This is a genomic window from Roseofilum sp. KMC-1, from assembly GCF_057802075.1.
This window is the reverse complement of the sequence record NZ_CM173605.1, coordinates 3,672,449-3,692,967: the sequence shown is the minus strand read 5'-3', so window position 1 is coordinate 3,692,967 and position 20,519 is coordinate 3,672,449. Positions and strand designations below refer to the sequence as shown.

19 protein-coding genes, 1 tRNA gene and 1 pseudogene are annotated in these 20,519 nt (G+C 47.2%); 13 read left to right on the top strand and 8 right to left on the bottom strand.

All coding sequences use genetic code 11. The features are described 5' to 3' along the window. Positions 1-69 precede the first annotated feature (69 nt). The 9 genes and pseudogenes from AC3FZD_RS16990 to AC3FZD_RS16950 all read left to right on the top strand — a co-directional run bounded on the left by AC3FZD_RS16990 (position 70) and on the right by AC3FZD_RS16950 (position 7,708). Positions 70-2,133 carry a thioredoxin domain-containing protein gene (locus tag AC3FZD_RS16990; RefSeq protein ID WP_488737162.1) on the top strand — a complete coding sequence of 688 codons (2,064 nt, stop codon included), beginning with the start codon at positions 70-72 and terminating at the stop codon, positions 2,131-2,133. Positions 2,134-2,204: 71 nt separating this feature from the next. Beyond that, entirely contained in the window at positions 2,205-2,798 is a 594-nt protein-coding gene (locus AC3FZD_RS16985) for a lipase family alpha/beta hydrolase (RefSeq protein ID WP_488737161.1), read from the top strand. Between the two features lie 15 nt (positions 2,799-2,813). Further along, positions 2,814-3,074, top strand: coding sequence for an element excision factor XisH family protein (locus tag AC3FZD_RS16980; protein WP_488737160.1), 261 nt, complete (start codon positions 2,814-2,816; stop codon positions 3,072-3,074). Next, a pseudogene (locus AC3FZD_RS16975) lies at positions 3,059-3,331 on the top strand (element excision factor XisH family protein); the annotation flags it as partial. The gene AC3FZD_RS16980 and the pseudogene AC3FZD_RS16975, both read left to right, overlap by 16 nt. 19 nt (positions 3,332-3,350) lie before the next feature. Next, positions 3,351-3,440: an element excision factor XisI family protein gene (locus AC3FZD_RS16970; RefSeq protein ID WP_488737159.1), complete on the top strand. Its 90-nt coding sequence runs from the start codon at positions 3,351-3,353 to the stop codon at positions 3,438-3,440. A 6-nt stretch (positions 3,441-3,446) separates the two neighbouring features. After that, a complete protein-coding gene (locus AC3FZD_RS16965) occupies positions 3,447-4,124 on the top strand; it encodes a response regulator transcription factor (RefSeq protein ID WP_488737158.1) in 678 nt (225 codons plus the stop codon). After that, positions 4,090-5,466 (top strand): sensor histidine kinase, encoded by a 1,377-nt coding sequence (locus AC3FZD_RS16960; RefSeq protein ID WP_488737157.1) that lies wholly within the window; start codon positions 4,090-4,092, stop codon positions 5,464-5,466. Before AC3FZD_RS16965 ends, AC3FZD_RS16960 begins: the two co-directional genes overlap by 35 nt. 268 nt (positions 5,467-5,734) lie before the next feature. Next, a complete protein-coding gene (locus AC3FZD_RS16955; RefSeq protein WP_488737156.1) occupies positions 5,735-6,304 on the top strand; it encodes a PepSY domain-containing protein in 570 nt (189 codons plus the stop codon). A 150-nt stretch (positions 6,305-6,454) separates the two neighbouring features. Beyond that, positions 6,455-7,708: an adenylate/guanylate cyclase domain-containing protein gene (locus AC3FZD_RS16950; protein ID WP_488737155.1), complete on the top strand. Its 1,254-nt coding sequence runs from the start codon at positions 6,455-6,457 to the stop codon at positions 7,706-7,708. Between the two features lie 25 nt (positions 7,709-7,733). Here AC3FZD_RS16950 and AC3FZD_RS16945 read toward each other — a convergent pair whose 3' ends face one another. Next, positions 7,734-8,639, bottom strand: a complete 906-nt coding sequence (locus tag AC3FZD_RS16945; RefSeq protein WP_488737154.1) for a hypothetical protein — start codon at positions 8,637-8,639, stop codon at positions 7,734-7,736. Positions 8,640-9,020: 381 nt separating this feature from the next. Between AC3FZD_RS16945 and AC3FZD_RS16940 the strand changes: the two genes are divergently transcribed. Next, positions 9,021-9,740 carry a response regulator transcription factor gene (locus AC3FZD_RS16940; protein ID WP_488737153.1) on the top strand — a complete coding sequence of 240 codons (720 nt, stop codon included), beginning with the start codon at positions 9,021-9,023 and terminating at the stop codon, positions 9,738-9,740. Positions 9,741-9,920: 180 nt separating this feature from the next. Here AC3FZD_RS16940 and AC3FZD_RS16935 read toward each other — a convergent pair whose 3' ends face one another. Both AC3FZD_RS16935 and AC3FZD_RS16930 read right to left on the bottom strand, forming a co-directional pair. Further along, positions 9,921-10,133: a type II toxin-antitoxin system HicB family antitoxin gene (locus AC3FZD_RS16935; protein ID WP_488737152.1), complete on the bottom strand. Its 213-nt coding sequence runs from the start codon at positions 10,131-10,133 to the stop codon at positions 9,921-9,923. After that, complete coding sequence (locus AC3FZD_RS16930) at positions 10,117-10,383, bottom strand: type II toxin-antitoxin system HicA family toxin (RefSeq protein ID WP_347179285.1); 267 nt, start codon at positions 10,381-10,383, stop codon at positions 10,117-10,119. The genes AC3FZD_RS16935 and AC3FZD_RS16930 overlap by 17 nt, the downstream gene beginning before the upstream one ends. A gap of 472 nt (positions 10,384-10,855) precedes the next feature. Between AC3FZD_RS16930 and AC3FZD_RS16925 the strand changes: the two genes are divergently transcribed. After that, a complete protein-coding gene (locus AC3FZD_RS16925) occupies positions 10,856-12,517 on the top strand; it encodes a D-Ala-D-Ala carboxypeptidase family metallohydrolase (RefSeq protein ID WP_488737151.1) in 1,662 nt (553 codons plus the stop codon). Between the two features lie 105 nt (positions 12,518-12,622). Continuing rightward, positions 12,623-13,540, top strand: a complete 918-nt coding sequence (locus tag AC3FZD_RS16920) for a hypothetical protein (RefSeq protein WP_488737150.1) — start codon at positions 12,623-12,625, stop codon at positions 13,538-13,540. Between the two features lie 78 nt (positions 13,541-13,618). Here AC3FZD_RS16920 and AC3FZD_RS16915 read toward each other — a convergent pair. Further along, positions 13,619-13,692 (bottom strand) — tRNA-Arg (locus AC3FZD_RS16915). Positions 13,693-13,914: 222 nt separating this feature from the next. Between AC3FZD_RS16915 and ftsH2 the strand changes: the two genes are divergently transcribed. Then, positions 13,915-15,801, top strand: coding sequence for an ATP-dependent zinc metalloprotease FtsH2 (ftsH2, locus tag AC3FZD_RS16910; protein WP_488737149.1), 1,887 nt, complete (start codon positions 13,915-13,917; stop codon positions 15,799-15,801). Positions 15,802-15,883: 82 nt separating this feature from the next. Here the strand turns inward: ftsH2 and rsgA are convergent, their stop codons facing one another. From rsgA to dnaK, 4 genes are all read right to left on the bottom strand, one after another. Continuing rightward, on the bottom strand, positions 15,884-16,912 hold the full coding sequence (gene rsgA / locus AC3FZD_RS16905; RefSeq protein WP_488737148.1) for a small ribosomal subunit biogenesis GTPase RsgA: 1,029 nt from the start codon (positions 16,910-16,912) through the stop codon (positions 15,884-15,886). Beyond that, a complete protein-coding gene (locus AC3FZD_RS16900; RefSeq protein ID WP_488737147.1) occupies positions 16,909-17,196 on the bottom strand; it encodes a sulfurtransferase TusA family protein in 288 nt (95 codons plus the stop codon). The genes rsgA and AC3FZD_RS16900 overlap by 4 nt, the downstream gene beginning before the upstream one ends. After that, positions 17,193-18,326: a molecular chaperone DnaJ gene (gene dnaJ / locus AC3FZD_RS16895; protein WP_488737146.1), complete on the bottom strand. Its 1,134-nt coding sequence runs from the start codon at positions 18,324-18,326 to the stop codon at positions 17,193-17,195. The genes AC3FZD_RS16900 and dnaJ overlap by 4 nt, the downstream gene beginning before the upstream one ends. A gap of 133 nt (positions 18,327-18,459) precedes the next feature. Then, the gene (gene dnaK / locus AC3FZD_RS16890; RefSeq protein ID WP_488737145.1) at positions 18,460-20,418 is read right to left on the bottom strand and encodes a molecular chaperone DnaK; all 1,959 of its coding nucleotides are present in this window, start codon (positions 20,416-20,418) and stop codon (positions 18,460-18,462) included. Positions 20,419-20,519: the final 101 nt, after the last annotated feature.

The window sequence follows — 20,519 nt, the reverse complement described above, 5'->3', positions numbered from 1 at the left end:
TCGGATGGAGAAGGGTTTGGGGGATGAGGGGGAAACTGTTGGCAACTCATTCAGAAACAGTATAGATAAATGACCAATCGTTTGGCTCAATCCAAAAGTCTCTATCTCCGCAAACACGCTGAAAATCCCATCGACTGGTGGCCCTGGTGTGATGAAGCATTACAAACAGCGAAGGAGGAAAATAAACCGATTTTTCTGTCGATTGGCTATTCAAGCTGTCATTGGTGTACTGTGATGGAAGGGGAAGCCTTTAGTAATGCAGAAATTGCTGCCTATATGAATGCTCATTTTCTGCCGATTAAAGTAGATCGAGAAGAACGCCCCGATGTGGATAGCATTTATATGCAAGCCTTGCAAATGATGACGGGGCAAGGGGGATGGCCGTTAAATATTGTCCTGACTCCTGGCGATCGCATTCCCTTTTATGGCGGCACTTATTTTCCCGTAGAACCGCGCTATGGTCGGCCCGGATTTTTACAAGTCTTGCAAGCGCTGCGGATATTTTATGACCAGGAACGGGAAAAATTAGCCAGTCGCAAACAGGCGATCGCCGAAGCCCTACACCAAGCAGCCACCATTCCCAGCACCGGAGAATTAGGCGAAGATCTCTTGCACAAAGGACTCTCCACCAGCCTCAGTATCATCAGAGCGCGGGATATGGGCCCTAATTTTCCCATGATGCCCTACGCCGAAACTGCCCTCAGAGCCACCCGTTTTGCTGGGATGACTCCCCCCCAAGATAGCCTAGAAATCTGCGCTCAGAGGGGCTATGACCTAGTGCTGGGGGGCATTTTCGACCATGTAGCCGGAGGCTTCCACCGCTACACCGTTGATGGCACTTGGACAGTTCCCCACTTTGAAAAGATGCTCTATGACAATGGTCAGATCCTCGAATATCTGGCTCACCTGTGGGATGCGGGCATACAGGATGCAGCCATTGAGAGGGCGATCTGCTCCACCGTCACCTGGTTAAAACGAGAAATGACCGACCCCCAAGGCTATTTTTGGGCCGCCCAAGATGCCGATAACTTCACCTCCTCCACCGCTTTAGAACCCGAAGAAGGAGACTTTTACATCTGGGAATATAGCACATTAGAAAACCAGTTAACTCCAGAAGAACTTGCCGAACTTCAGCAACAATTTGACATTAGCAAAACCGGAAACTTTGAAGGCAAAATCGTCCTACAGCGCACCCAAAAAGGCTCCTTTGCAACCCCCCTAGAAAACGCCCTTAATAAACTCTTTGCCCTGCGCTATGGCAGTGAAATTAACACCTTAGAAACCTTTCCCCCTGCCCGCAATAACCAGGAAGCCAAAACCCAAACTTGGCCCGGACGTATTCCCCCCGTAACCGATACCAAAATGATCCTATCCTGGAACAGTTTAATCTTATCCGGGTTAGCCGCAGCCGCCAAAGTTTGGCAACGTCCCGATTATCTAGATTTAGCCATTCAAGGAGCCAATTTTCTCCTCAACAATCAATGGGTTGATGGTCGTTGTCATCGCCTTAACTATGATGGAGTTCCCGATGTTTTAGCCCAAGCCGAAGATTATGCCCTATTCATTAAAGCTATCTTAGACATTCAGCAAGCCAGTCTATGGTGTCATCCAAGCGTAGAAATTCCCGATTTACAAGCCAAAGTTATCGAGATTCAAGCCGAATTTGACGACTTACTCTGGAGTGTGGAATTGGGCGGCTATTATAATAGCATTAAAAGGGATGATTTAATTATCCAGGAACGGAGTTATACAGATAATGCCACCCCCGCCGCTAACGGCATTGCCATTGCCAATTTACTGCGCCTATTCCTATTAACTGAAAACCTGGATTATTTCGATCGCGCCGAACAAGGCTTACTCGCCTTCAGCACCCTTTTAGACAAATCTCCCCAAGCTTGTCCCAGTTTATTTTCCGCCCTAGACTGGTATCGCAATTGTACCTTAGTGCGGATTAGGGAAGAGCAACTAGAGCAGCTCAGGAGGTTATATTTACCAACCGTAATGATCCAAAAAGTACAGTCATTACCCGAAGGGGCGATCGCCTTTGTTTGTCAAGGACTCTCCTGTAAAAAAACCGCAACCTCCCTAGAGGAATTACACAGTCAGTTAAGGCAATGTCAAACCCGATCTTAATAGGGAAAGTAGAGTGGGCACTGCCCACCCTACCCATTGACTAAAAATCTATTAATTATTTAAAACTCTCTATGACTAATTTTCGTAATCCTGTCGTCTTAATTCATGGTATTTTTCGCAAAGCCTATGTGTTTAATCGCATGGCAAAATACCTCAAAGAGCGCGGATGGGATGTACATCGATTTGACATAGTTCCCAATACCTCAATAGTCGGATTAGATCGACTTGCTCAACAAATTAAAACCTATGTCGATCAAACCTTTGCCCCAGATCAACCCATTGATTTAATCGGCTTGAGTATGGGGGGCTTAATCAGTCGATACTATGTGCAGCGTTTGGGAGGACTGGATAAAATTCAACGGTTTATTACCATTGCTTCCCCCCATCATGGAACATACATGGCTTACTTACTCCCCTTTATTGGCTCTGTACAAATGCGTCCAGGTAGTGATTTTTTAGCCGATTTAAATCAAGATGTACAGCAATTAGAGCAAGTCAACTTTAGTTCTCTCTGGACTCCCTACGATTTTGTCATTGTGCCAGCACAAAGCTCTATAATGCCCGTAGGCAAAAATATTAAACTCTCTGTCTTTCCCCATGCAATGATGGTACGCAGCAACAGCACCTTAGTTACCGTAGAAAAAGCGCTCACCGATCGACTTTAGGATACTCTTGTAACGATGCTTGCCAAAGATTTATATCATGAACTGGTAAAAACCGCCCTGAAAAATGAGGGTTGGATGATTACTCACGATCCCTATCACATTGACTTGGGATTTGTGGACTTTTACAGCGCTTCGCGCTGTAGTGGGGGAATGGGGGAATGGGGGAGTGGGGGGAGTGAACAACAGACTCAATTTAGCTTTGGGCTATTCTGGCTATCGTTAAAAACCGCTATTTATGTACCGCATAGCAGAGGAAATTGCTATATATTGATTTAGGAGCAGAGGGATTAATTGCAGCAGAGCGCAATCATGATAAAATTGCTATAGAAGTTAAGACTTTTCTCGCTCCCTCAGCAATTTCTGAGTTTCATACAGCGATCGGGCAATTTATCAATTATCAAATTGCTTTGGAGGAAGAAGAGGCTGATAGAAGGTTGTATTTGGCCGTTCCTTTAGATATCTACAAGCGGTTTTTCAAATATCCGTTTATTCAAACCGTGATTCAGAAAAACTCCATTCCCTTATGGCACTGAAGATGCCATAGCTGAACAATTGGTTGAAAAAGGGGTTCCCACAAAGGAAATTGTTCTCGCTTATCATGCCCCCCATGTGCGCCAATATACTGATTTCGCAGTCAATTAAATAAACATGAAAATTTTATTGGTAGAAGACGATCATCGCATTGCCGAAGCCTTAGCAGAAGCCCTAACAGATCGCCACTATACGGTTGATATTGCCGAAGATGGGGAACTCGGTTGGGCTTTTGTAGAATCAGTGCCCTATAATCTCATTCTTTTAGATGTGATGCTCCCCAAACTTGATGGAATTCAATTATGTCAGCGACTGCGACAAAAGGGCTATATTATTCCCGTGCTAATGCTCACCGCTAGAGATACTAGCACGGATAAAGTGATGGGTTTAGATGCGGGTGCAGATGATTATGTGGTTAAACCCTTTGATTTACCAGAATTGATGGCGCGAGTGAGGGCACTTTTGCGCCGCAATCATGATATTTTACCGCCGATCCTGGAATGGGGAGAACTGCAACTTGACCCCAATACTTGTAAGGTGGAATATGCAGGGCAACTGCTGCAACTTACGCCTAAAGAGTATAGTTTATTAGAATTATTTCTTCGCAGCCATGGCCGGTGTTTAAGTCGGAGTATTATTTTAGATCAGGTGTGGTGTTTTGAAGAACAACCAGGGGAAGAAACGGTAAAAGTTCATTTACGCTCCTTGCGGCAAAAATTAAAGGCTGTGGGAGCGCCTGCTAATTATATTGAAACGGTTTATGGCTTGGGATACCGACTCAATCAAAATATCTAAGCGTCCGTTTAATCGTTTGCGCTGGCGGTTGTTGCTCTCTTATTTAGGGGTGATGATAGCAATTTTGGGCAGTTCAACTCTGGCGGTTTATGAGTTTTTTGCCAATAGTTTATATGCCCAGTTAGATCGTCAATTGTTGACGTTGGCGGATGCTGGGGTGCATGGTTTAGAGGCGGTTAAGGAGGGATATGAGGATGATGAGGATGATGAGGATCATCATGATTATGAGGCGATCGCCCCTCGGTTAGATAATGATGGAGATCTCGATATTCCCTGGCAAAACTTTCGCCAACCCGCTCAAGGGATTGAATGGTTTGATGAACGGGGTAACCTCTTGGCTAGACAAGGGCGAATTTTTCCCTCTGCTCCCCTGGTTACCCGTACTTCTAATGAGGGTTCTGGACATACAGTTAACGGTGGAATTCGTACCCTGACTTGGGTTGCCCATGAGCAGGATGAGGAAGATCTCGACATTGAAGGCTATGTGCGCGTCAGTCAATCTACAAAAGCGGTGGAGGAGGTGCTGGCAAAATTGCGCTGGGGGATGCTCTTAGGAGGGGCGATCGCCGCCAGCTTAACCGCAGTCGGAGGCATCTGGTTAACCGATCGCTCCCTCAAACCCATTGAAGCCAGCTTTAACCAACTCAAACAGTTTACCGCCGATGCCTCCCATGAATTGCGATCGCCCCTAACTGCCATCAAAACCTCCGTCGATGTCATGCTCTCCCATCCAGAGCGCATCCATCCTGCCGATGTCAAAAAAATGGATGCGATCGCCAGCGCTCTCAAGCAAATGACACGGCTAGTCGAAGATCTGCTCATCCTAGCTCGCACCGATAACAGCAGCCATCCCAGTGAATGGGTAGCCCTGCCCCTTGATGAACTCTTAGAAGACTTGATCGAATTATGGCTACCCCAAGCTGAAGCCAAAGACATTATCCTCCGAGCCGATGCGCTCGCGCCAGCGATGCGGAGCATTATCGCCCCAGTAACCGTACAAGGAGATCCCTTTTTATTACAGCGCCTATTTGCCAATCTCCTCGAAAACGCCTTAAACTACACCCCCCCAGGCGGAAAAGTCACCCTTTCCCTAGAGCAACAAGAAGACTGGATCGCTGTCTCCATCCAGGATACCGGCATCGGTATTGCCCCCGAACACTTGCCCCTCGTCTTCGATCGCCTCTGGAGAGCTGACAAAGCCCGCACCCGTCGCGCAGGCGGTTCCGGCTTAGGTTTGGCGATCGCCAAAAGCATCGCCGAACAACATCAAGGACAAATTCTAGTCACCAGTCAATTAAATGTAGGCAGTTGTTTCCAAGTCCTTCTGCCCATTCATTTCTGACGCTTTCCGAGTTTTTTACCTTTCATCCCTAAAGTGAACAATACAGCAGTTTTCACTCTTTCGAGGGACATTTTGATCCCCCCAACCCCCCTTTTTTAAGGGGGGCAGTAAAAGTCCCCCTTAAAAAAGGGGGGGCAGTAAAAGTCCCTTTTTAACGGGGGCAGTAAAAGTCCCCCTTTTTTAAGGGGGATTTAGGGGGATCTTTAAAGCCTATGCTTCACCCCTTGAGGCAACTGCTAATAAGTCAGATTTGAGAGAATGAACCCCCATGGATCAGCGCACCTTTCGCAAAATTCATCGTCAAGTTGCCCCCATCTTATTCTTACCCCTCATGATTTCCGCCTTAAGCGGCATCGGTTACCGCTTAGGAAAAAGCTGGTTTGGCATGTCTGGAGAAGCTGCCGATATTTTCATGATCTTCCATCAAGGAGAATATCTCGGCGATGCACTCAAACCCATCTATGTTTTGCTTCTAGGCATCGGTTTAATCGGCATGATTATCACCGGCGTAACCATGAGCCGATTTTGGCAACCTTCCAACCCCAAAGCCTCCAGTTCCTTACCCGCCTTTCGCCAAATTCACCGCAAATTTGCCCCCATCATCTTTCTGCCCTTAACCCTCAGTGCATTTACCGGCATCTTCTATCGCATAGGCAAAAGTTGGTTTGGCATGTCTTCCGAGCAAGCCGAAATTTTTATGGAAATTCACCAAGGCGAATATTTTGGCGACTTCGGTAAACCCATTTATGTCCTTTTAGTCGGCTTAGGATTAATCGCCATGTTAGGGACAGGCATTAAGATGACCGGCATTTTTCGCCAACGTCGCCCCCAAGAGTAGCTCAAATTTACCCCTTTTTATCTCCTGGCTAAAATTTACCCCTTTTTCCTCTATACCGTTTTACGATCCACCTACGCTAAAATCGGAACATCCGCCTTTAGATCACGGTTGCATACAAGAAATAGGGTTCATTCATAGAGGTTAGCTGCCATGGCGCAGGATAGGAGAGCCAGATCGAGAACATCAATTGATTCCTCATCCAAGAATATCTTAAGGAAACGTCTTAATGATAGTCAATGGACTCGATTTATCAGCGAACTTTTAGGAAATAGTGGACATTTTCTAATTGTTAAAATCTTAACTGATATTATCTTGGATGGCTGGTTAGAGTTTATTCATGACCCGACGGAATATATCCTAATTGCCGTCATGATGGTTCAAACTTGGTATTTATCGCGACCCAAAGCCCATCGGTTTTGGGGCAATATTTTAGGCGTTTCCATTTACACTATCATTGATATACCCGCAGATGGATTAGGGTTTTTCCGAGATTATCTTCATATCATTTTTTGGTTTTTTTCCTTAATCATTGCTACCCTACAACACCTGCGGTTTCAGGGGAATAAAAATCGACAAAATTGGATTATTCCCTTAGAAAGTTTAGCCCGCAGTGGCATGATTGTTGCCTTCTATGTTGCTGTAGAAGTTAAGTCCTATGAACTCCCACTCTATTTTGAGTTAACCTCTAATTTTTGGGAAGAAAGATCTCATATTTTCTTGGTCGTTAGTATGCTATTGGTGGGGATACTATTAGGCTTGCAATCTTTACAAATTACCAAACAACGAGAAGAACTACAAGAGACCGCCAAACTCTTAGGGAATATGGCAGAATGGGGCATGGGCGCTCATGTGGTGGAAACTGCCCTGAGCAATCCAGAGGCTTTAGCTTTTCAAAAGTGCGATCGCACCATTATCTTTATGGATATTCGCGGCTTTACCCATTGGTGCGAAACCACCTCACCCGATTTAGTCGCCTCCGTTCTCAATCAATATTATACCCAAGTTGAACCCGCCGCCTCTCGCTATCAACCCCTAAGAATCACCTTTACTGCCGATGAAGTCATGGCCATTTATGCCACCCCAGAACAAGGCATCGCCGCCGCTCAAGCCATGCAAAAAGCCGCCTTAAACATCCTCACTCCCTATAACATTGGTGCAGGATGTGCCGTCCATTGTGGTCAAGTCACTGAAGGCTTATTTGGCAGTAAAGATGTACGCACCTATACGGTCATCGGAGATGTGGTCAATACAGCCAAACGCTTAGAAAGTGCTACCCCAGCCGGAGAAATCACCCTTTCTGATGCCGTCTATCATGCCATGAGTCAAGATTTAAAAGTTCAACCCTGTGAACCCATCAGCGCTAAAGGCAAATCCGAGAAATTAATCGCTTGGCGATTAGGATAGAGGATGGGGAATAATCCATTACCCATTACCGCAATTCTTCCGCTTTCCTTTGAGCTGCTTGGCTATTCTCCTGATAGCGCACCGTTCGGTCTTGAGCAATCTGATATCGGTTATCTGAGGCCGCAACTTGGGCCATTAAATCACTCGCTTGTTGCCATTTATCCGCTAGAGCTAACCATTCCGCCTCAGTTTGCGCCGTCTGTCCCTCATTCGCCGTAGCCTCAGCCAGACGGACTGCTTCCGCAAAGGGGTCAGTGGTAGGCATTTCAGCAGTGCTAGAAGTTGTGGAAGGCTGGGTTTCAGCTACGGGTAAATCCTCCGCATTAGAATCCTTGGGTGTAGTCCACCAAGACATCACCCCTAATCCCGCCAAAACCAGCACACTACTGAAAATCGCACCGCCAATAATCCCTCTCCGGAATTGGCGCTGTTCCCTTGTTAACTGAGAGGGGGTATAGTTCGGTAGAGGAGTCTTACGCTTGCGAGAAGGATTAGCCTGACGATTATTTAACCATTGCTGTAATAACCCAGGTTTCTTGAGTAAGATTAACTCTGACCAGAGCAATTGACCTTCTGGATCTTGTTGAATTTCTTCTAACCACAACAGTTGTTGCTCCCGCACAATACGACTATTAATATTCACGCGCCGAATATGGCGAGGGGCAATTTCCTCTAGAATATAGGTTACCTTCTCTACCACTGGGGTTTGTTCCAACTGACTCTCTTTTTCCGCTTCACACAACAGTTGCAGAATTCCCCGATCTAAAACTGCCCTGGTACGAATCCCTGAGTTGGCTAATTTTTCATTCAAGACCTGAATAATGGCAGCAACACTACCCTGGCGAGCTTGTTGGAAAATATCATCCATGGGATCGACCCTCTGTCCTTTTGGCGTGAACCCTGGCGGAGCATCAAAGAGATTGTTCTTCATTGTGGTTGGTGTGGACTTGTTTTCAAGAGACCAAGAATAGGCAAGACAGAAAATGCTTCACTCCTGACTTGCCGTAAATCATACTTCAATCTGGCTGCCAACGTCATGAGTATCTGAGCCAACTGGTAGTTTTAGAGGCGATCGCCTAACTGCCGATTATAGCTTGCGGCGGCGGCGATCGCCCATGAACCATGACCCATGGCCACAATTGCGTATAATCTGTAAGGAAATCTTAGGATAGCCACCGACTTCTGAGTGCTACTTAAAATGAGAACAACTTAAGTTAAGATTTCCATGATCGCCAACCCTTTTGTTATTGTTGTCTCTCCTAACTTGATCGTAGAGAGAGCCAACCGCCCACTTTAGAAAACTACCTTAGCAATGCCCCGGATATTAGTCATTGATGACGATCCCGCCATCTCAGAATTAGTTGCTGTCAACCTGGAAATGGCTGGTTATGATGTCAGCCAAGCACCCGATGGCATTAAAGGCCAAGCCCTAGCTATTCAGTTGCTTCCAGATATGATTGTCCTAGACTTGATGCTGCCCAAAGTTGATGGCTTTACGGTCTGTCAACGGCTGCGTCGAGACGATCGCACCGCCGATATTCCTATCCTCATGTTAACGGCCCTCAGCCAAACCCAAGACAAAGTAGAAGGATTTAACGCTGGTGCTGATGATTATCTCACCAAACCCTTTGAAATTGAGGAAATGTTAGCACGGGTGCGGGCCCTGCTACGACGCACCGATCGCATCCCCCAAGCCGCTAAACACAGCGAAATTCTCAACTATGGCCCCCTAACGCTCATTCCAGAGCGCTTTGAGGTCATTTGGTTTGACTCTACTGTGAAACTCACCCATTTGGAGTTTGAATTACTTCACTGTCTCCTTCAGCGCCATGGCCAAACCGTTTCTCCGAGCGAAATTCTCAAGGAGGTTTGGGGATACGATCCCGATGATGATATTGAAACCATTCGGGTTCATGTTCGCCATCTAAGAACCAAATTAGAACCCGATCCTCGCCATCCACGCTATATCAAAACCGTTTATGGAGCGGGTTATTGTCTGGAGTTGCCTTCAACTAAATCAGAGGCCTCTTAACCTTCGATCGACTTCTTGTAGGGTGTGTGAGCGAAAGCATAACGCACCTTACGACTAGATGGGGTGGAGATGGTTTCACAAGAGAGATCGCTTGGTTTTCTAGATTTGGGTATAACCCACCCCTACAGATTATTTTTACTCAAATCTATACGAAAATATTTACTCAATAATGGGTTCCGATTACGATAGAGATAATCGACCTTGGGGTTCAGGAATGGAGCGCCCCAGTTCTTTTGCTGTTTCTATCCATTCTTGAATCACAATTTCGGCATTTTGCACCGCTTCCTGATAAGTCGCTCCATCGGCTGCACATCCAGGCAGTTCAGGAACTTCTGCAATGAAGGCGCGATCGACTTCACTCCAATAGAGAATAATTTCATAACGAATCACCATTTTGATCTCCCAATTGATATTTCAAAAATATATTCCGCACTTGTTTGACTTGGTAAGCCTTGGCTTTTCCTTGCTTGGATTGTAGATTAATGATTTCCTCCACACCGACTTTTGAGAAAATGTGATGACTCCCTCGCACTCGTTCTTCAAAACCTAAGCTCTTGAGAAGTTCACAGAGTGGATTGAAGGGAATATTGGTGTCAGAATTCCCCAGCAAGATTTTCATTAGTAGCTTATCTCGCTGACTCATTTAAGTTTTCCTCATCTTCCTGAATATTGTTGAGATTGCTTCATTCCGCTCATTCGCAATGACTGGGTTTGATATCACTTATGACTTTTTCTGGAGAGCTTGCATTTCTTCTTGCACGCTCATGCCAATTTGAAGAGCTTGACCAAACAAATCACCATATTGACTCGCTTCCTCGCTCATCTGCAAAATCTTTAGATGATGGGATACTAGAATATTTTTGAATCCTTCCAATCATTCCTTTCTTTAAGTTTCAAGCTTGTAAAATTTCGTTCATCTCTATCTGTAAATTGAGAAAATCTGATGAAGCCATGATTCTTACTCTCCTTATCTTCCATGACAGTCATAATCGCGTATATTGTGTCATTGGCAACTTTTAGTTTACCTTCGATTATACCCAAATCGCCCAAAATACCCCAAAGCGCAATACTATAATATCCATGGTTAATCCTTCGCTCATAAGGCCAGATGCTCCATGACCCGATTATCACCAGATGAACGTAACGCCCTGTATACCGTAGAATCGGAACGGGTAGGGATTCATAAATCCATTTTGGCAGGATTATATGAGGTGCAGCAAAAACCCCAACTTAAGGATGGAGAAACGGGATTGGGGATTTCCCCAGCTAACCGTATTGCTTTAGCATCCGTTGATGAGTTTGAAGGTCAGGTCATCTATGCCGCTAATACCATACGAGTGATTACGGATACCCTGATCGGTCAAGGATGGCAGGGGGACGACCTCTGGGATACTACCCTGGGCTATTACAGTAAAAAATTTATTGAGCGGGTAGCACAAGGCTATTCTCCGCCACCAGAGGAAGTCAAAGCAGCCCGTTTAGAGCCTTGTAATGGCAAAAAACTCTATGAAATCTATGTCAAAGATTTACAAACGGACTATAGCCTAGAAAATCTGCCCTCGAATCTCTCCTATCTGGATATTGCCCTCTTATCCCTGGTCGAGCGCATCCCCCAATATTATCAAGGCCTGTCCCATCAACGGGATGGTCTGCTAGAAGTGTTTCGGATCTGGCGTAACTTTGATACCCGTGAACAGGCGATCGCCGCCCTCACCAATACCGCCCCCTCCACAGCCCCCAACTGGGAAGAAACCCACATCGATCCCCCCCTACTCGACTTTCTCTCTAGGTTATCTCCCAATTATCTCGGCTATCCCCATCAACGGGAAGCGCTGATCCGCCTCACCCAACTCTGGCGTAACCTCGACTCTAGGGAAGAAGCCATCGCCTCCCTGGAACGAGACACCTCCCCCGAACCCGCCCTCTTTTATCTCGACCCCGCCCTCATTGCCTTTGCCCAACGGATGCCCCAATACTACACCGGTCGTGGATACCAGCGCCAAGCCCTCACCGAAGCCTTCCGCATCTGGCACAAACTCCCCTCCCGCACGGCAGCGTTGGCGGACTTAGGCTTAGAGGTCAAAACGCTCAAAACCAGCAGCACAGACCCCAATTTACTCGCCAATACGGCCTCCCAACTGGATCGAGAATTGCTGAATTTTGTTAAGCGTGTTCCCTTTACATACAGCGAAGAAGAACACCAGCGCAATGCCCTAATTCGCATGGTACAACTGTGGCGAGGACTGGACTCGCGGGAAATTGCCATTTATACTCTCTTTGAAGACTTGAAGCGGATGAATAATACTCACCGCAATAGTCCCGATGCTCCTCGCCAACCCGGGCCTGTCGTTTTACCTCCCCGTCCCAACCGTTGGACTCCGAATAATATTCAACTCCATGCCTCGATTATTCCGGGGGGATATTTTACCTGGGCTGAAGCAACCCATGGCGGGACGCGCTTGCCTCCCAACCAAGCCACTGTTAATGCTATGGTAAGGATTGCTGTTTTAGCACAGCAAGCCCGCGATCGCATCGGTCGTCCTTTCTATATCACCAGTTGGTATCGTCCCCCCGATATCAATCAGCGCGTAGGGGGAGTTTCCAATAGTCGGCATATTGTGGGAGATGCCATTGACTTCTATTGTGATGGCCTCACCGGAAATCAAATTTATTGGTTCCTCGATCCCTGGTGGCCTGGTGGTTTAGGCCGATATCAAAAGTATCCCTATATTGCCCATATTGACGCTCGTAGCTATCGAGCGCGATGGATTCACTAAGATTTGAGACCAGATGCAATCTCCAAATCTCAATCGCCCATTAAAAAAACACGCTGAAAAAGAACCAACGCCTACAATAGAACAAAGCTCCTAGTCGGTGACCCTATGCAGCATCGTATCCTTGTTGTTCCACCTACCCTAGCCCAAGCGTCTCCTGGCGCTAAACCGGATGCCCCTTCTGCGGGTATGTTTCCGACAATCTTTATGGGTTTGTCGGCCGTCCTATTCATTGCTTTGGTCGGAGGTGGGATCTACGCTAAACTTGAAATCGATAAAGCCAATAAAAAAGTCAAGTTTGAGGATTTTAAGAATAAAGAACTCCAGAAAAAACTCAAACTTGCCCTGAGTACCATTACTAAAATGGAGACTAACCCGGACTTGGTTCACTCACGGGAATTTAACCTCGACTATCTGCGAATGCGGATGGATGAGGAAGTCTTTCATTTCGCTATTGTCAATCAAATTAAAGTTAAAGTTAAAGAACAAATTACTATTGCCCTACGTCCTACCCAAGCTAAGGAAGGGAAAATTGGCGATACCTCTACATCTCCCCGTAAAGTCAGTGAAGTCTTTGATGTCACCTATGAAACCGGGGAAGGCTCAACCACCCAAAAGCGGGTCTTGTTCCGGATTCAAATTAATATGACTCGTTTGCCAACTCAAGCGACCTCAAAAACCATTCAGGATATTATCGATTGTATTGAAACCTATCTGAGTCCCCATCCAGACCCCAATTGGCAACCGGCTATTCAGGGAAGGTTAGCTAATTTACATTGGGATCAAAAGGCAAAACCTACCCCCTTACTGGTGTTAGAGCAACTCAATGAGGGTAGCAATGTAACCTTTAAGACAAAAACTCATGCCCCAACGCCCCCTCCTCCTGCGGGTAAAACGGCTCGTGCTAGTGGGAGCAGCAGTAGCCGCACCAAAGGCAAAACCTCTGGGAGTCGTACCAGTGGTAAAACAAGCAGCAGCCGAAGTTCAGGTAGTCGTTCTAGCTCTCAATCTCGGCGATCGCAGTAAAGTGAGTACCCACTGTTAAACTTACACCATCCGTGTGTTTCTTAGAAGCGCACGGATTTTCAGTAGGTGGGTTTTGAACGGGCCCTGAGGGACTCGAACCCCCGACTTACTGATTAGAAATCAGTTGTTCTATCCGACTGAACTAAGAGCCCACAGTCTGGATACATAACTTCTCCCATTATAGGTCAAACTCCCCTAAAGGGGTAGTCTCTCACAGAATCAGTTGCTGGATTTATGAAAATTACGTTAAATTTAATTAAGATTCCTGGAGAAGGAAAATTTTCGTTCCCCAGACCGACTAGGCGATCGCCCAAAAATAAGCACCTTAGTCATCATATCTGTTTTGTATTCATATAAGAGAGAGCTTCTTGATTATGAAATTATCTTGGAAAGTCATACTTCTGTGGACATTGCCCGCCCTAGTCATTGGATTCTTTGTTTGGCAAGGAGCCTTTGCCCCCAATGTGGTTGATAGCGGTCGTAATGCCGCTACCACCCGCATGACCTATGGCCGCTTCATCGAATACCTAGAAGCGGGTCGAGTCAATCAGGTTGACCTCTACGAAGGCGGCCGCACTGCCATTGTAGAAGCCGTCGATCCCGAACTCGATAACCTGGTGCAACACTTGCGGGTAGACCTTCCGGGCAACTCCCCAGAAGTGATTTCCCAAATTCGTCAAGCGGATGTTAACCTCGATATCCATCCCCCTCGCAGCGATGGAGCCGTTTGGGGACTACTGGGTAATTTAGTCTTCCCCCTGTTGTTAATTGCTGGATTATTTTTCCTCTTCCGCCGTTCTGGGAATGTACCGGGGGGCCCGGGACAAGCGATGAATTTCGCTAAATCTAAAGCTAGATTTCAAATGGAAGCCAAAACCGGCGTGATGTTTGATGATGTGGCCGGTATTGAAGAAGCTAAAGAAGAATTACAAGAAGTCGTCACGTTTCTGAAAAAACCGGAACGGTTTACGGCCGTCGGCGCTCGCATTCCTAAAGGGGTGTTGTTGGTGGGCCCTCCTGGAACCGGTAAAACCTTACTGGCTAAGGCGATCGCCGGAGAAGCAGGTGTTCCCTTCTTTAGTATCTCTGGTTCCGAGTTTGTAGAAATGTTCGTCGGAGTCGGCGCTTCACGGGTGCGCGACTTGTTCAAGAAAGCCAAAGATAATGCCCCCTGTATTATCTTTATTGATGAAATTGATGCCGTTGGCCGCCAACGGGGGGCCGGTATTGGCGGTGGAAACGATGAGCGCGAACAAACCCTAAACCAGTTATTGACCGAAATGGATGGGTTTGAAGGCAATACGGGAATTATTATTATTGCTGCCACCAACCGCCCTGATGTGCTGGATCAAGCTCTGCTACGTCCCGGTCGCTTTGACCGTCAGGTAACGGTGGATGCTCCCGATGTCAAGGGACGCTTAGAAATTCTCGATGTCCATGCTCGCAATAAAAAACTCGCCCCAGAAGTTTCTCTCAAGGCGATCGCCCGGCGTACCCCTGGTTTTACGGGTGCAGATCTAGCCAACTTGCTCAATGAAGCGGCTATTCTCACCGCCAGACGGCGCAAAGAAGCGATCACTATGTTGGAAATTGATGATGCGGTAGACCGAGTAGTGGCCGGAATGGAAGGGACTCCCCTGATCGATGGCAAGAGCAAGCGCTTAATTGCCTATCATGAAGTCGGTCATGCGATCGTCGGAACCCTAATTAAAGACCACGACCCCGTACAGAAGGTTACCCTCATTCCTAGGGGGCAGGCTCAAGGGCTAACCTGGTTTACTCCTAGTGAAGAACAAAGTCTGATTTCTCGTGCCCAACTCACCGCTCGGATCTCTGGGGCCCTGGGTGGAAGAGCTGCCGAAGCTGTGATTTTTGGCGATGCAGAAGTGACAACGGGTGCAGGAGGAGACTTACAACAAGTGACGGGAATGGCCCGACAAATGGTTACCCGCTTTGGCATGTCCGATCTGGGCCCCTTATCCTTGGAAGGTCAAACCAATGAAGTGTTCTTAGGTCGGGATCTGATGTCTCGTTCTGAATACTCAGAAGAAATTGCCTCTCGCATTGATGCCCAAGTCCGCACTATTGTGGAACATTGCTATGACAAAGCGCTGCAAATCATCCGCGACAATCGTAGTGTGATTGACCGCTTGGTAGACCTGCTGATTGAAAAGGAAACCATTGATGGGGAAGAATTCCGCCAAATCGTGGCTGAATATACTGCTGTTCCAGAGAAGGAAAGTTACATTCCCCAAATCTAAATTCTAGGATTGGTGTATTCACTAAATCTGTAGGGGCGAAAAATATTTCGCCCCTACATTTTTTTACAGGCATAATTCAGCCCTATAAGTCGGCATCTTTGTACCATTCTTCCAGTTGTTGGTGTTGCGTGCGCCGGGAGGGACGGCGATATTTTTTGGTATTCAGTTTAGGCTCATAGCTATTATCCCCTTTGCGCTTGAGGGTGGATTCGGGATCGGCTTGGCGATCGCGCTGATCTTGGCGGGCGATCGCCTCTTCCAAAAACATCAGATAATGTTCGTAGCGCTCCCACTCTCCCCGAATCGCACAATGAGGTTCTTCTCGATGCCAACAGTCACTAAATTGACAAGATTCTTCCCTGAGCAGTTGGCGGACTTCTGGAAAATAATCGCCTAATTCTTCTGGGGGATAGTCTACATCCGGTTGATTAAATCCGGGTGTATCCGCTAATAGCCCGCCATTAGGTAACTTAAATAACTCCACATGGCGGGTCGTGTGTCGTCCCTTCTGGAGTTTTCCTGATACTTCCCCCACCCGTAGATGAGCATTGGGAATCAGAGCATTAATTAAACTGGATTTGCCTACTCCAGAGGGCCCGGCCACCACAGTGACTTGTTGGGCTAACTGCTCGGCGAGTTCGGCTAATCCTTGGCCACTCACTATACTAATGAATAGGGGTACATAACCCCACTGTCCTAACCGGTGATGCCATTCTGCTTGCCACTGAGGAGAAACCAAGTCACTTTTGTTTAAACAGAGACATAACTTGAGTTGGGTTGATTCTCCTTTGACTAAAAAGCGGCTCAGTTGGTAGGAGTCAAGGGCCGGTTGATCGACGGAAAATACGAGTAAAATTTGATCGGCATTGGCTACGGGAGGGCGAGAGAGTTCTGTGGTTCTGGGATAAACTTCGGCGATCGCCCCCTGTAAACCTAACTCATCTGGATCTTCTACTCGCACGCGATCGCCCACCATCACCCGTTGACCAATTTTCTTCAACCGCGATCGGCGAGTACACAACAAAGGCGTTCTCAAGCTTTCCCCATCAAGCTGAACTTGATAAAAATTTGCTTGAACAGCTAATACCGTACCCACCCAAACCTGATTCATTGTGGAGAGGGAGTTTCCTGATCGGGACGACGAACTTGCAGCTTAAAAAATGGTTCATCTTCACCCTGAATACACTCTTTTAGTCCTTCAATAGGATAACCCGCCATTTTCAGGCTATCGGGAACCTGCTCAATGGGTTCACCCCCATCTAACCACACCTCCAATAGGGAACCCGGAGCCATTTTTTCCAGATGTAGCTTTGTGCGGACGAAATTGAGGGGACAAGGTGTCCCCCGTAAATCCAGTTGAGCGTCAGGAGTCTTCTTATCCTTCTGGGGACTCATTTATTAAAGATCCCTCCGAAAAATCCACCCCCCTTATCTTGGCGATCGCCCCGTAAGCGCTCCAACTCCTTCAAATGTTCCTTCTCATCCGCACTTAACTGTTTAGGATTAGGAATTTCCACCGCCACCGTAATCAAATGATCCCCCCGGCTGACCGGATTTCCCAAACGAGGAACCCCTCGATTTTCCAGAGTTAACACCGTATTCGGTTGCGTACCGGCCGGAATGGTTAACTCTTCCGTACCATCGACAGTTTTCACCTGCACGCGAGCGCCAAGAATCGCTTGTAAATAACTTACCTTAATTTCCGACAATACATTAATCCCATCGCGCCGGAAATCCGCATCCTCATTTACAAACAAATACACATACAAATCCCCAGGAGGGCCACCCTGCTGTCCCGAATCTCCCTCATTAGAAACTCGTAGCCGAGTACCATTATCGACCCCAGCCGGGACATTAATCTTCAATTTCTTAGTAACCTGCTTATTCCCACTCCCTCCACAATCATTACACTTATCCTGAATCACCTGTCCTTGACCATTACAAGCTGGACAAACAGACACCTGAGTGAAACTACCAAAAGGCGTGCGAGTGGCTCGACGGATTTGCCCTGAACCGCCACAGGTTTGACAAATTACCGGTTTCGTTCCGGGTTTGGCTCCCGAGCCATTACAGGTTTTACAAGTTTCTAGATGATTAATCCGAATCTCTTTTTCACCACCAAAAATGGCTTCTTTGAAGTCTAACTTCAAGTCTAATCGTAAATCATCACCTCGGACTGGGCCCCGTCGTCTTGCTCCTTGGGTTCCCATGCCGCTACCACCGGCAAAGCCACTGAAGAAGCTCTCAAAGATATCTGCAAAACCACCCATATCGCCAAAGTCCCCAAAGCCAGGGCCTCCAGCTCCACCACTGACTCCCGCTTCACCAAAGCGGTCATATCGAGCTTTCATCTCTGGCTCAGAGAGGACTTCATAGGCTCGGTTAATTTCTTTGAACTTATCTTCAGCTCCGGGATCTTTATTAACATCCGGGTGATATTTTCGCGCCAACCTGCGGTAGGCTCGCTTGATCTCTTCTTTGTCTGCTTCGCGGGAAACACCGAGAATTTGATAATAGTCGGCCATAGGGCGCTCTGTCTTTCGGGGATCTCTCAACAAGTGGGCATATAAACTCCACATTATTATAGCGGTCTCTTGGGGTATGGAGACAGCTTAGTTTGACGTGGAACTCGACTAGGGGGACAAACAATTGCAGGCTTTACTCAATTTCTTCATAATCAGCCGAAACGGTTTCTTCCTCTTCATCAAAGCTAAAATCTTCTTCCTCTGGAGCCGATTCTACCGGACTTTGAACGGTTGCTGCTGAATCAATCACCGTTTCTCCTTGATTAAAGTCTTCGGTAGCACCTGAACCTGCATATACAGACGATCCGATGGTAAATAAGATTTGTTGCAGGCCATTCATTTGTTCTTTGACGGCTTCTACTGAGCTATCGGGAGCATTCAAGCTGGCTCGCAGTTGCCCAATTCGGCCTTGAGCTTCCCCTTGCAAATCTTCGGGAATGACATCTCGATTATTTTCTAAGGTGGAATAGTAGCTCTGGAATAGACCCTCGGCTTGGTTTTTTAGTTCGGCTAATTGGCGACGCACTCGGTCAGATTCGGCGTAGACTTCAGCTTCCTGCCGCATTTTTTCGACTTCCGATTGACTTAAACCGCCGGTATTGGTAATTTCGATGCTTTGTTCCCGTCCGGTTCCTTTGTCTCTTGCTGATACTTTGAGGATACCATTGGCATCAATTTCAAAGGAGACTTCAATTTGAGGTACGCCTCTGGGGGCGGCAGGAATGCCGTTGAGCTGGAATTTTCCTAGACTTTTATTGTCGGCCACCATAGCCCTTTCTCCTTGTAGGACATGGATTTCGACAGAGGTTTGCCCATCGGTGGCTGTGGAAAAGATTTGGGTTTTGCTGGTGGGAATGGTGGTATTGCGCTCAATGATTTTGGTGAACACTTCACCGAGGGTTTCGATGCCCAGGGATAGGGGGGTGACATCAAGGAGCAGTAGGTCTTTAATTTCGCCACCCATCACGCCGCCTTGGATGGCAGCACCGAGGGCTACGGCTTCGTCTGGGTTGACGGAGCGGTCGGGTTTTTTGCCGTCAAAGTATTGAGAAAGGGCTTCTTGCACGGAGGGGATACGAGTGGAACCCCCGACTAAGATAATGCGATCGATATCGTCTTTACTTTTACCACCGTCTTTGAGAGCTTGCTCAACCGGTTCTAGGGTTCCTTGAATCATGTCTTGGGCTAACTCTTCAAATTGAGAACGGGTTAGCTCCATTTCTAGATGTTTGGGGCCGGTTTCGTCGGCGGTGATAAAGGGTAGGTTGATGGAGGTGGACTGTAGGGTTGAGAGTTCTATTTTGGCTTTTTCTGCCGCTTCTCGCAGCCGTTGCAGGGCCATTTTGTCTACAGATAGATCGATGCCTTCTTGATCTTTGAATTCTTCGATCATCCAGGTGACGATGCAGTTATCGAAGTCATCGCCTCCCAGATGGTTATTGCCGGAGGTGGCGACGACTTCAAAGATGCCATCACCGAGTTGGAGGATTGAGACATCGAAGGTTCCACCACCCAAGTCAAAGACGAGGATTAGTTGTTCTTGGTCTTGTTTGTCAAGACCATAGGATAGGGCGGCAGCCGTGGGTTCGTTGATAATGCGTTGGACTTCTAAACCGGCGATGTTGCCTGCATCTTTGGTGGCTTGCCGTTGAGCGTCGGTAAAGTAGGCGGGAACGGTGATGACGGCCTGGGTAACGGGTTCTCCCAGGTAGTTTTCGGCATCCTGTTTCAGTTTTTGCAGGATCATGGCAGAAATTTCTTGGGGGGTATAGTTCCGTCCCCGCACTTGCACATCAACGGTGTTATCCCGACCCTGGATACATTTGTAGGGGACGCGGGAGCGTTCCATTTCTGTGTCTTCCCAGCGTCTACCAATAAACCGTTTGATGCTATAGATGGTGTTTTCGGCATTGGTGACGGCTTGCCGTTTGGCCAGTTGACCGATGAGGCGATCGCCCGCTTTGCCAAATCCGACCATACTGGGGGTGGTTCTACCCCCTTCTGCATTGGAGATCACGACCGGTTGACCTCCCTCTAATACCGATACACAACTATTGGTTGTGCCTAAATCAATCCCAATAACTTTTCCCATGTTAAGCTGCCAGATGTTGAGGTTAATAACCGGTAATGGGTGGTGAGTCAGGGATCGCGGATCAAATTATGAATTCTCGATCTCTACTCGGTTAGATATGC

What these genes read in the sequence shown, in the direction of transcription:
- AC3FZD_RS16960 (WP_488737157.1), top strand. Translation starts at nt 4,090, where the DNA reads ATGGCTTGGGATACCGACTCAATCAAAATATCTAAGCGTCCGTTTAAT.
- AC3FZD_RS16945 (WP_488737154.1), bottom strand. Translation starts at nt 8,639, where the DNA reads ATGAAGAACAATCTCTTTGATGCTCCGCCAGGGTTCACGCCAAAAGGA.
- AC3FZD_RS16940 (WP_488737153.1), top strand. Translation starts at nt 9,021, where the DNA reads ATGCCCCGGATATTAGTCATTGATGACGATCCCGCCATCTCAGAATTA.
- rsgA (WP_488737148.1), bottom strand. Translation starts at nt 16,912, where the DNA reads ATGAATCAGGTTTGGGTGGGTACGGTATTAGCTGTTCAAGCAAATTTT.
- AC3FZD_RS16985 (WP_488737161.1), top strand. Translation starts at nt 2,205, where the DNA reads ATGACTAATTTTCGTAATCCTGTCGTCTTAATTCATGGTATTTTTCGC.
- AC3FZD_RS16925 (WP_488737151.1), top strand. Translation starts at nt 10,856, where the DNA reads ATGACCCGATTATCACCAGATGAACGTAACGCCCTGTATACCGTAGAA.
- AC3FZD_RS16980 (WP_488737160.1), top strand. Translation starts at nt 2,814, where the DNA reads ATGCTTGCCAAAGATTTATATCATGAACTGGTAAAAACCGCCCTGAAA.
- AC3FZD_RS16900 (WP_488737147.1), bottom strand. Translation starts at nt 17,196, where the DNA reads ATGAGTCCCCAGAAGGATAAGAAGACTCCTGACGCTCAACTGGATTTA.
- AC3FZD_RS16950 (WP_488737155.1), top strand. Translation starts at nt 6,455, where the DNA reads ATGGCGCAGGATAGGAGAGCCAGATCGAGAACATCAATTGATTCCTCA.
- AC3FZD_RS16935 (WP_488737152.1), bottom strand. Translation starts at nt 10,133, where the DNA reads ATGGTGATTCGTTATGAAATTATTCTCTATTGGAGTGAAGTCGATCGC.
- AC3FZD_RS16990 (WP_488737162.1), top strand. Translation starts at nt 70, where the DNA reads ATGACCAATCGTTTGGCTCAATCCAAAAGTCTCTATCTCCGCAAACAC.
- ftsH2 (WP_488737149.1), top strand. Translation starts at nt 13,915, where the DNA reads ATGAAATTATCTTGGAAAGTCATACTTCTGTGGACATTGCCCGCCCTA.
- AC3FZD_RS16965 (WP_488737158.1), top strand. Translation starts at nt 3,447, where the DNA reads ATGAAAATTTTATTGGTAGAAGACGATCATCGCATTGCCGAAGCCTTA.
- dnaJ (WP_488737146.1), bottom strand. Translation starts at nt 18,326, where the DNA reads ATGGCCGACTATTATCAAATTCTCGGTGTTTCCCGCGAAGCAGACAAA.
- AC3FZD_RS16920 (WP_488737150.1), top strand. Translation starts at nt 12,623, where the DNA reads ATGCAGCATCGTATCCTTGTTGTTCCACCTACCCTAGCCCAAGCGTCT.
- AC3FZD_RS16955 (WP_488737156.1), top strand. Translation starts at nt 5,735, where the DNA reads ATGGATCAGCGCACCTTTCGCAAAATTCATCGTCAAGTTGCCCCCATC.
- dnaK (WP_488737145.1), bottom strand. Translation starts at nt 20,418, where the DNA reads ATGGGAAAAGTTATTGGGATTGATTTAGGCACAACCAATAGTTGTGTA.
- AC3FZD_RS16930 (WP_347179285.1), bottom strand. Translation starts at nt 10,383, where the DNA reads ATGAGTCAGCGAGATAAGCTACTAATGAAAATCTTGCTGGGGAATTCT.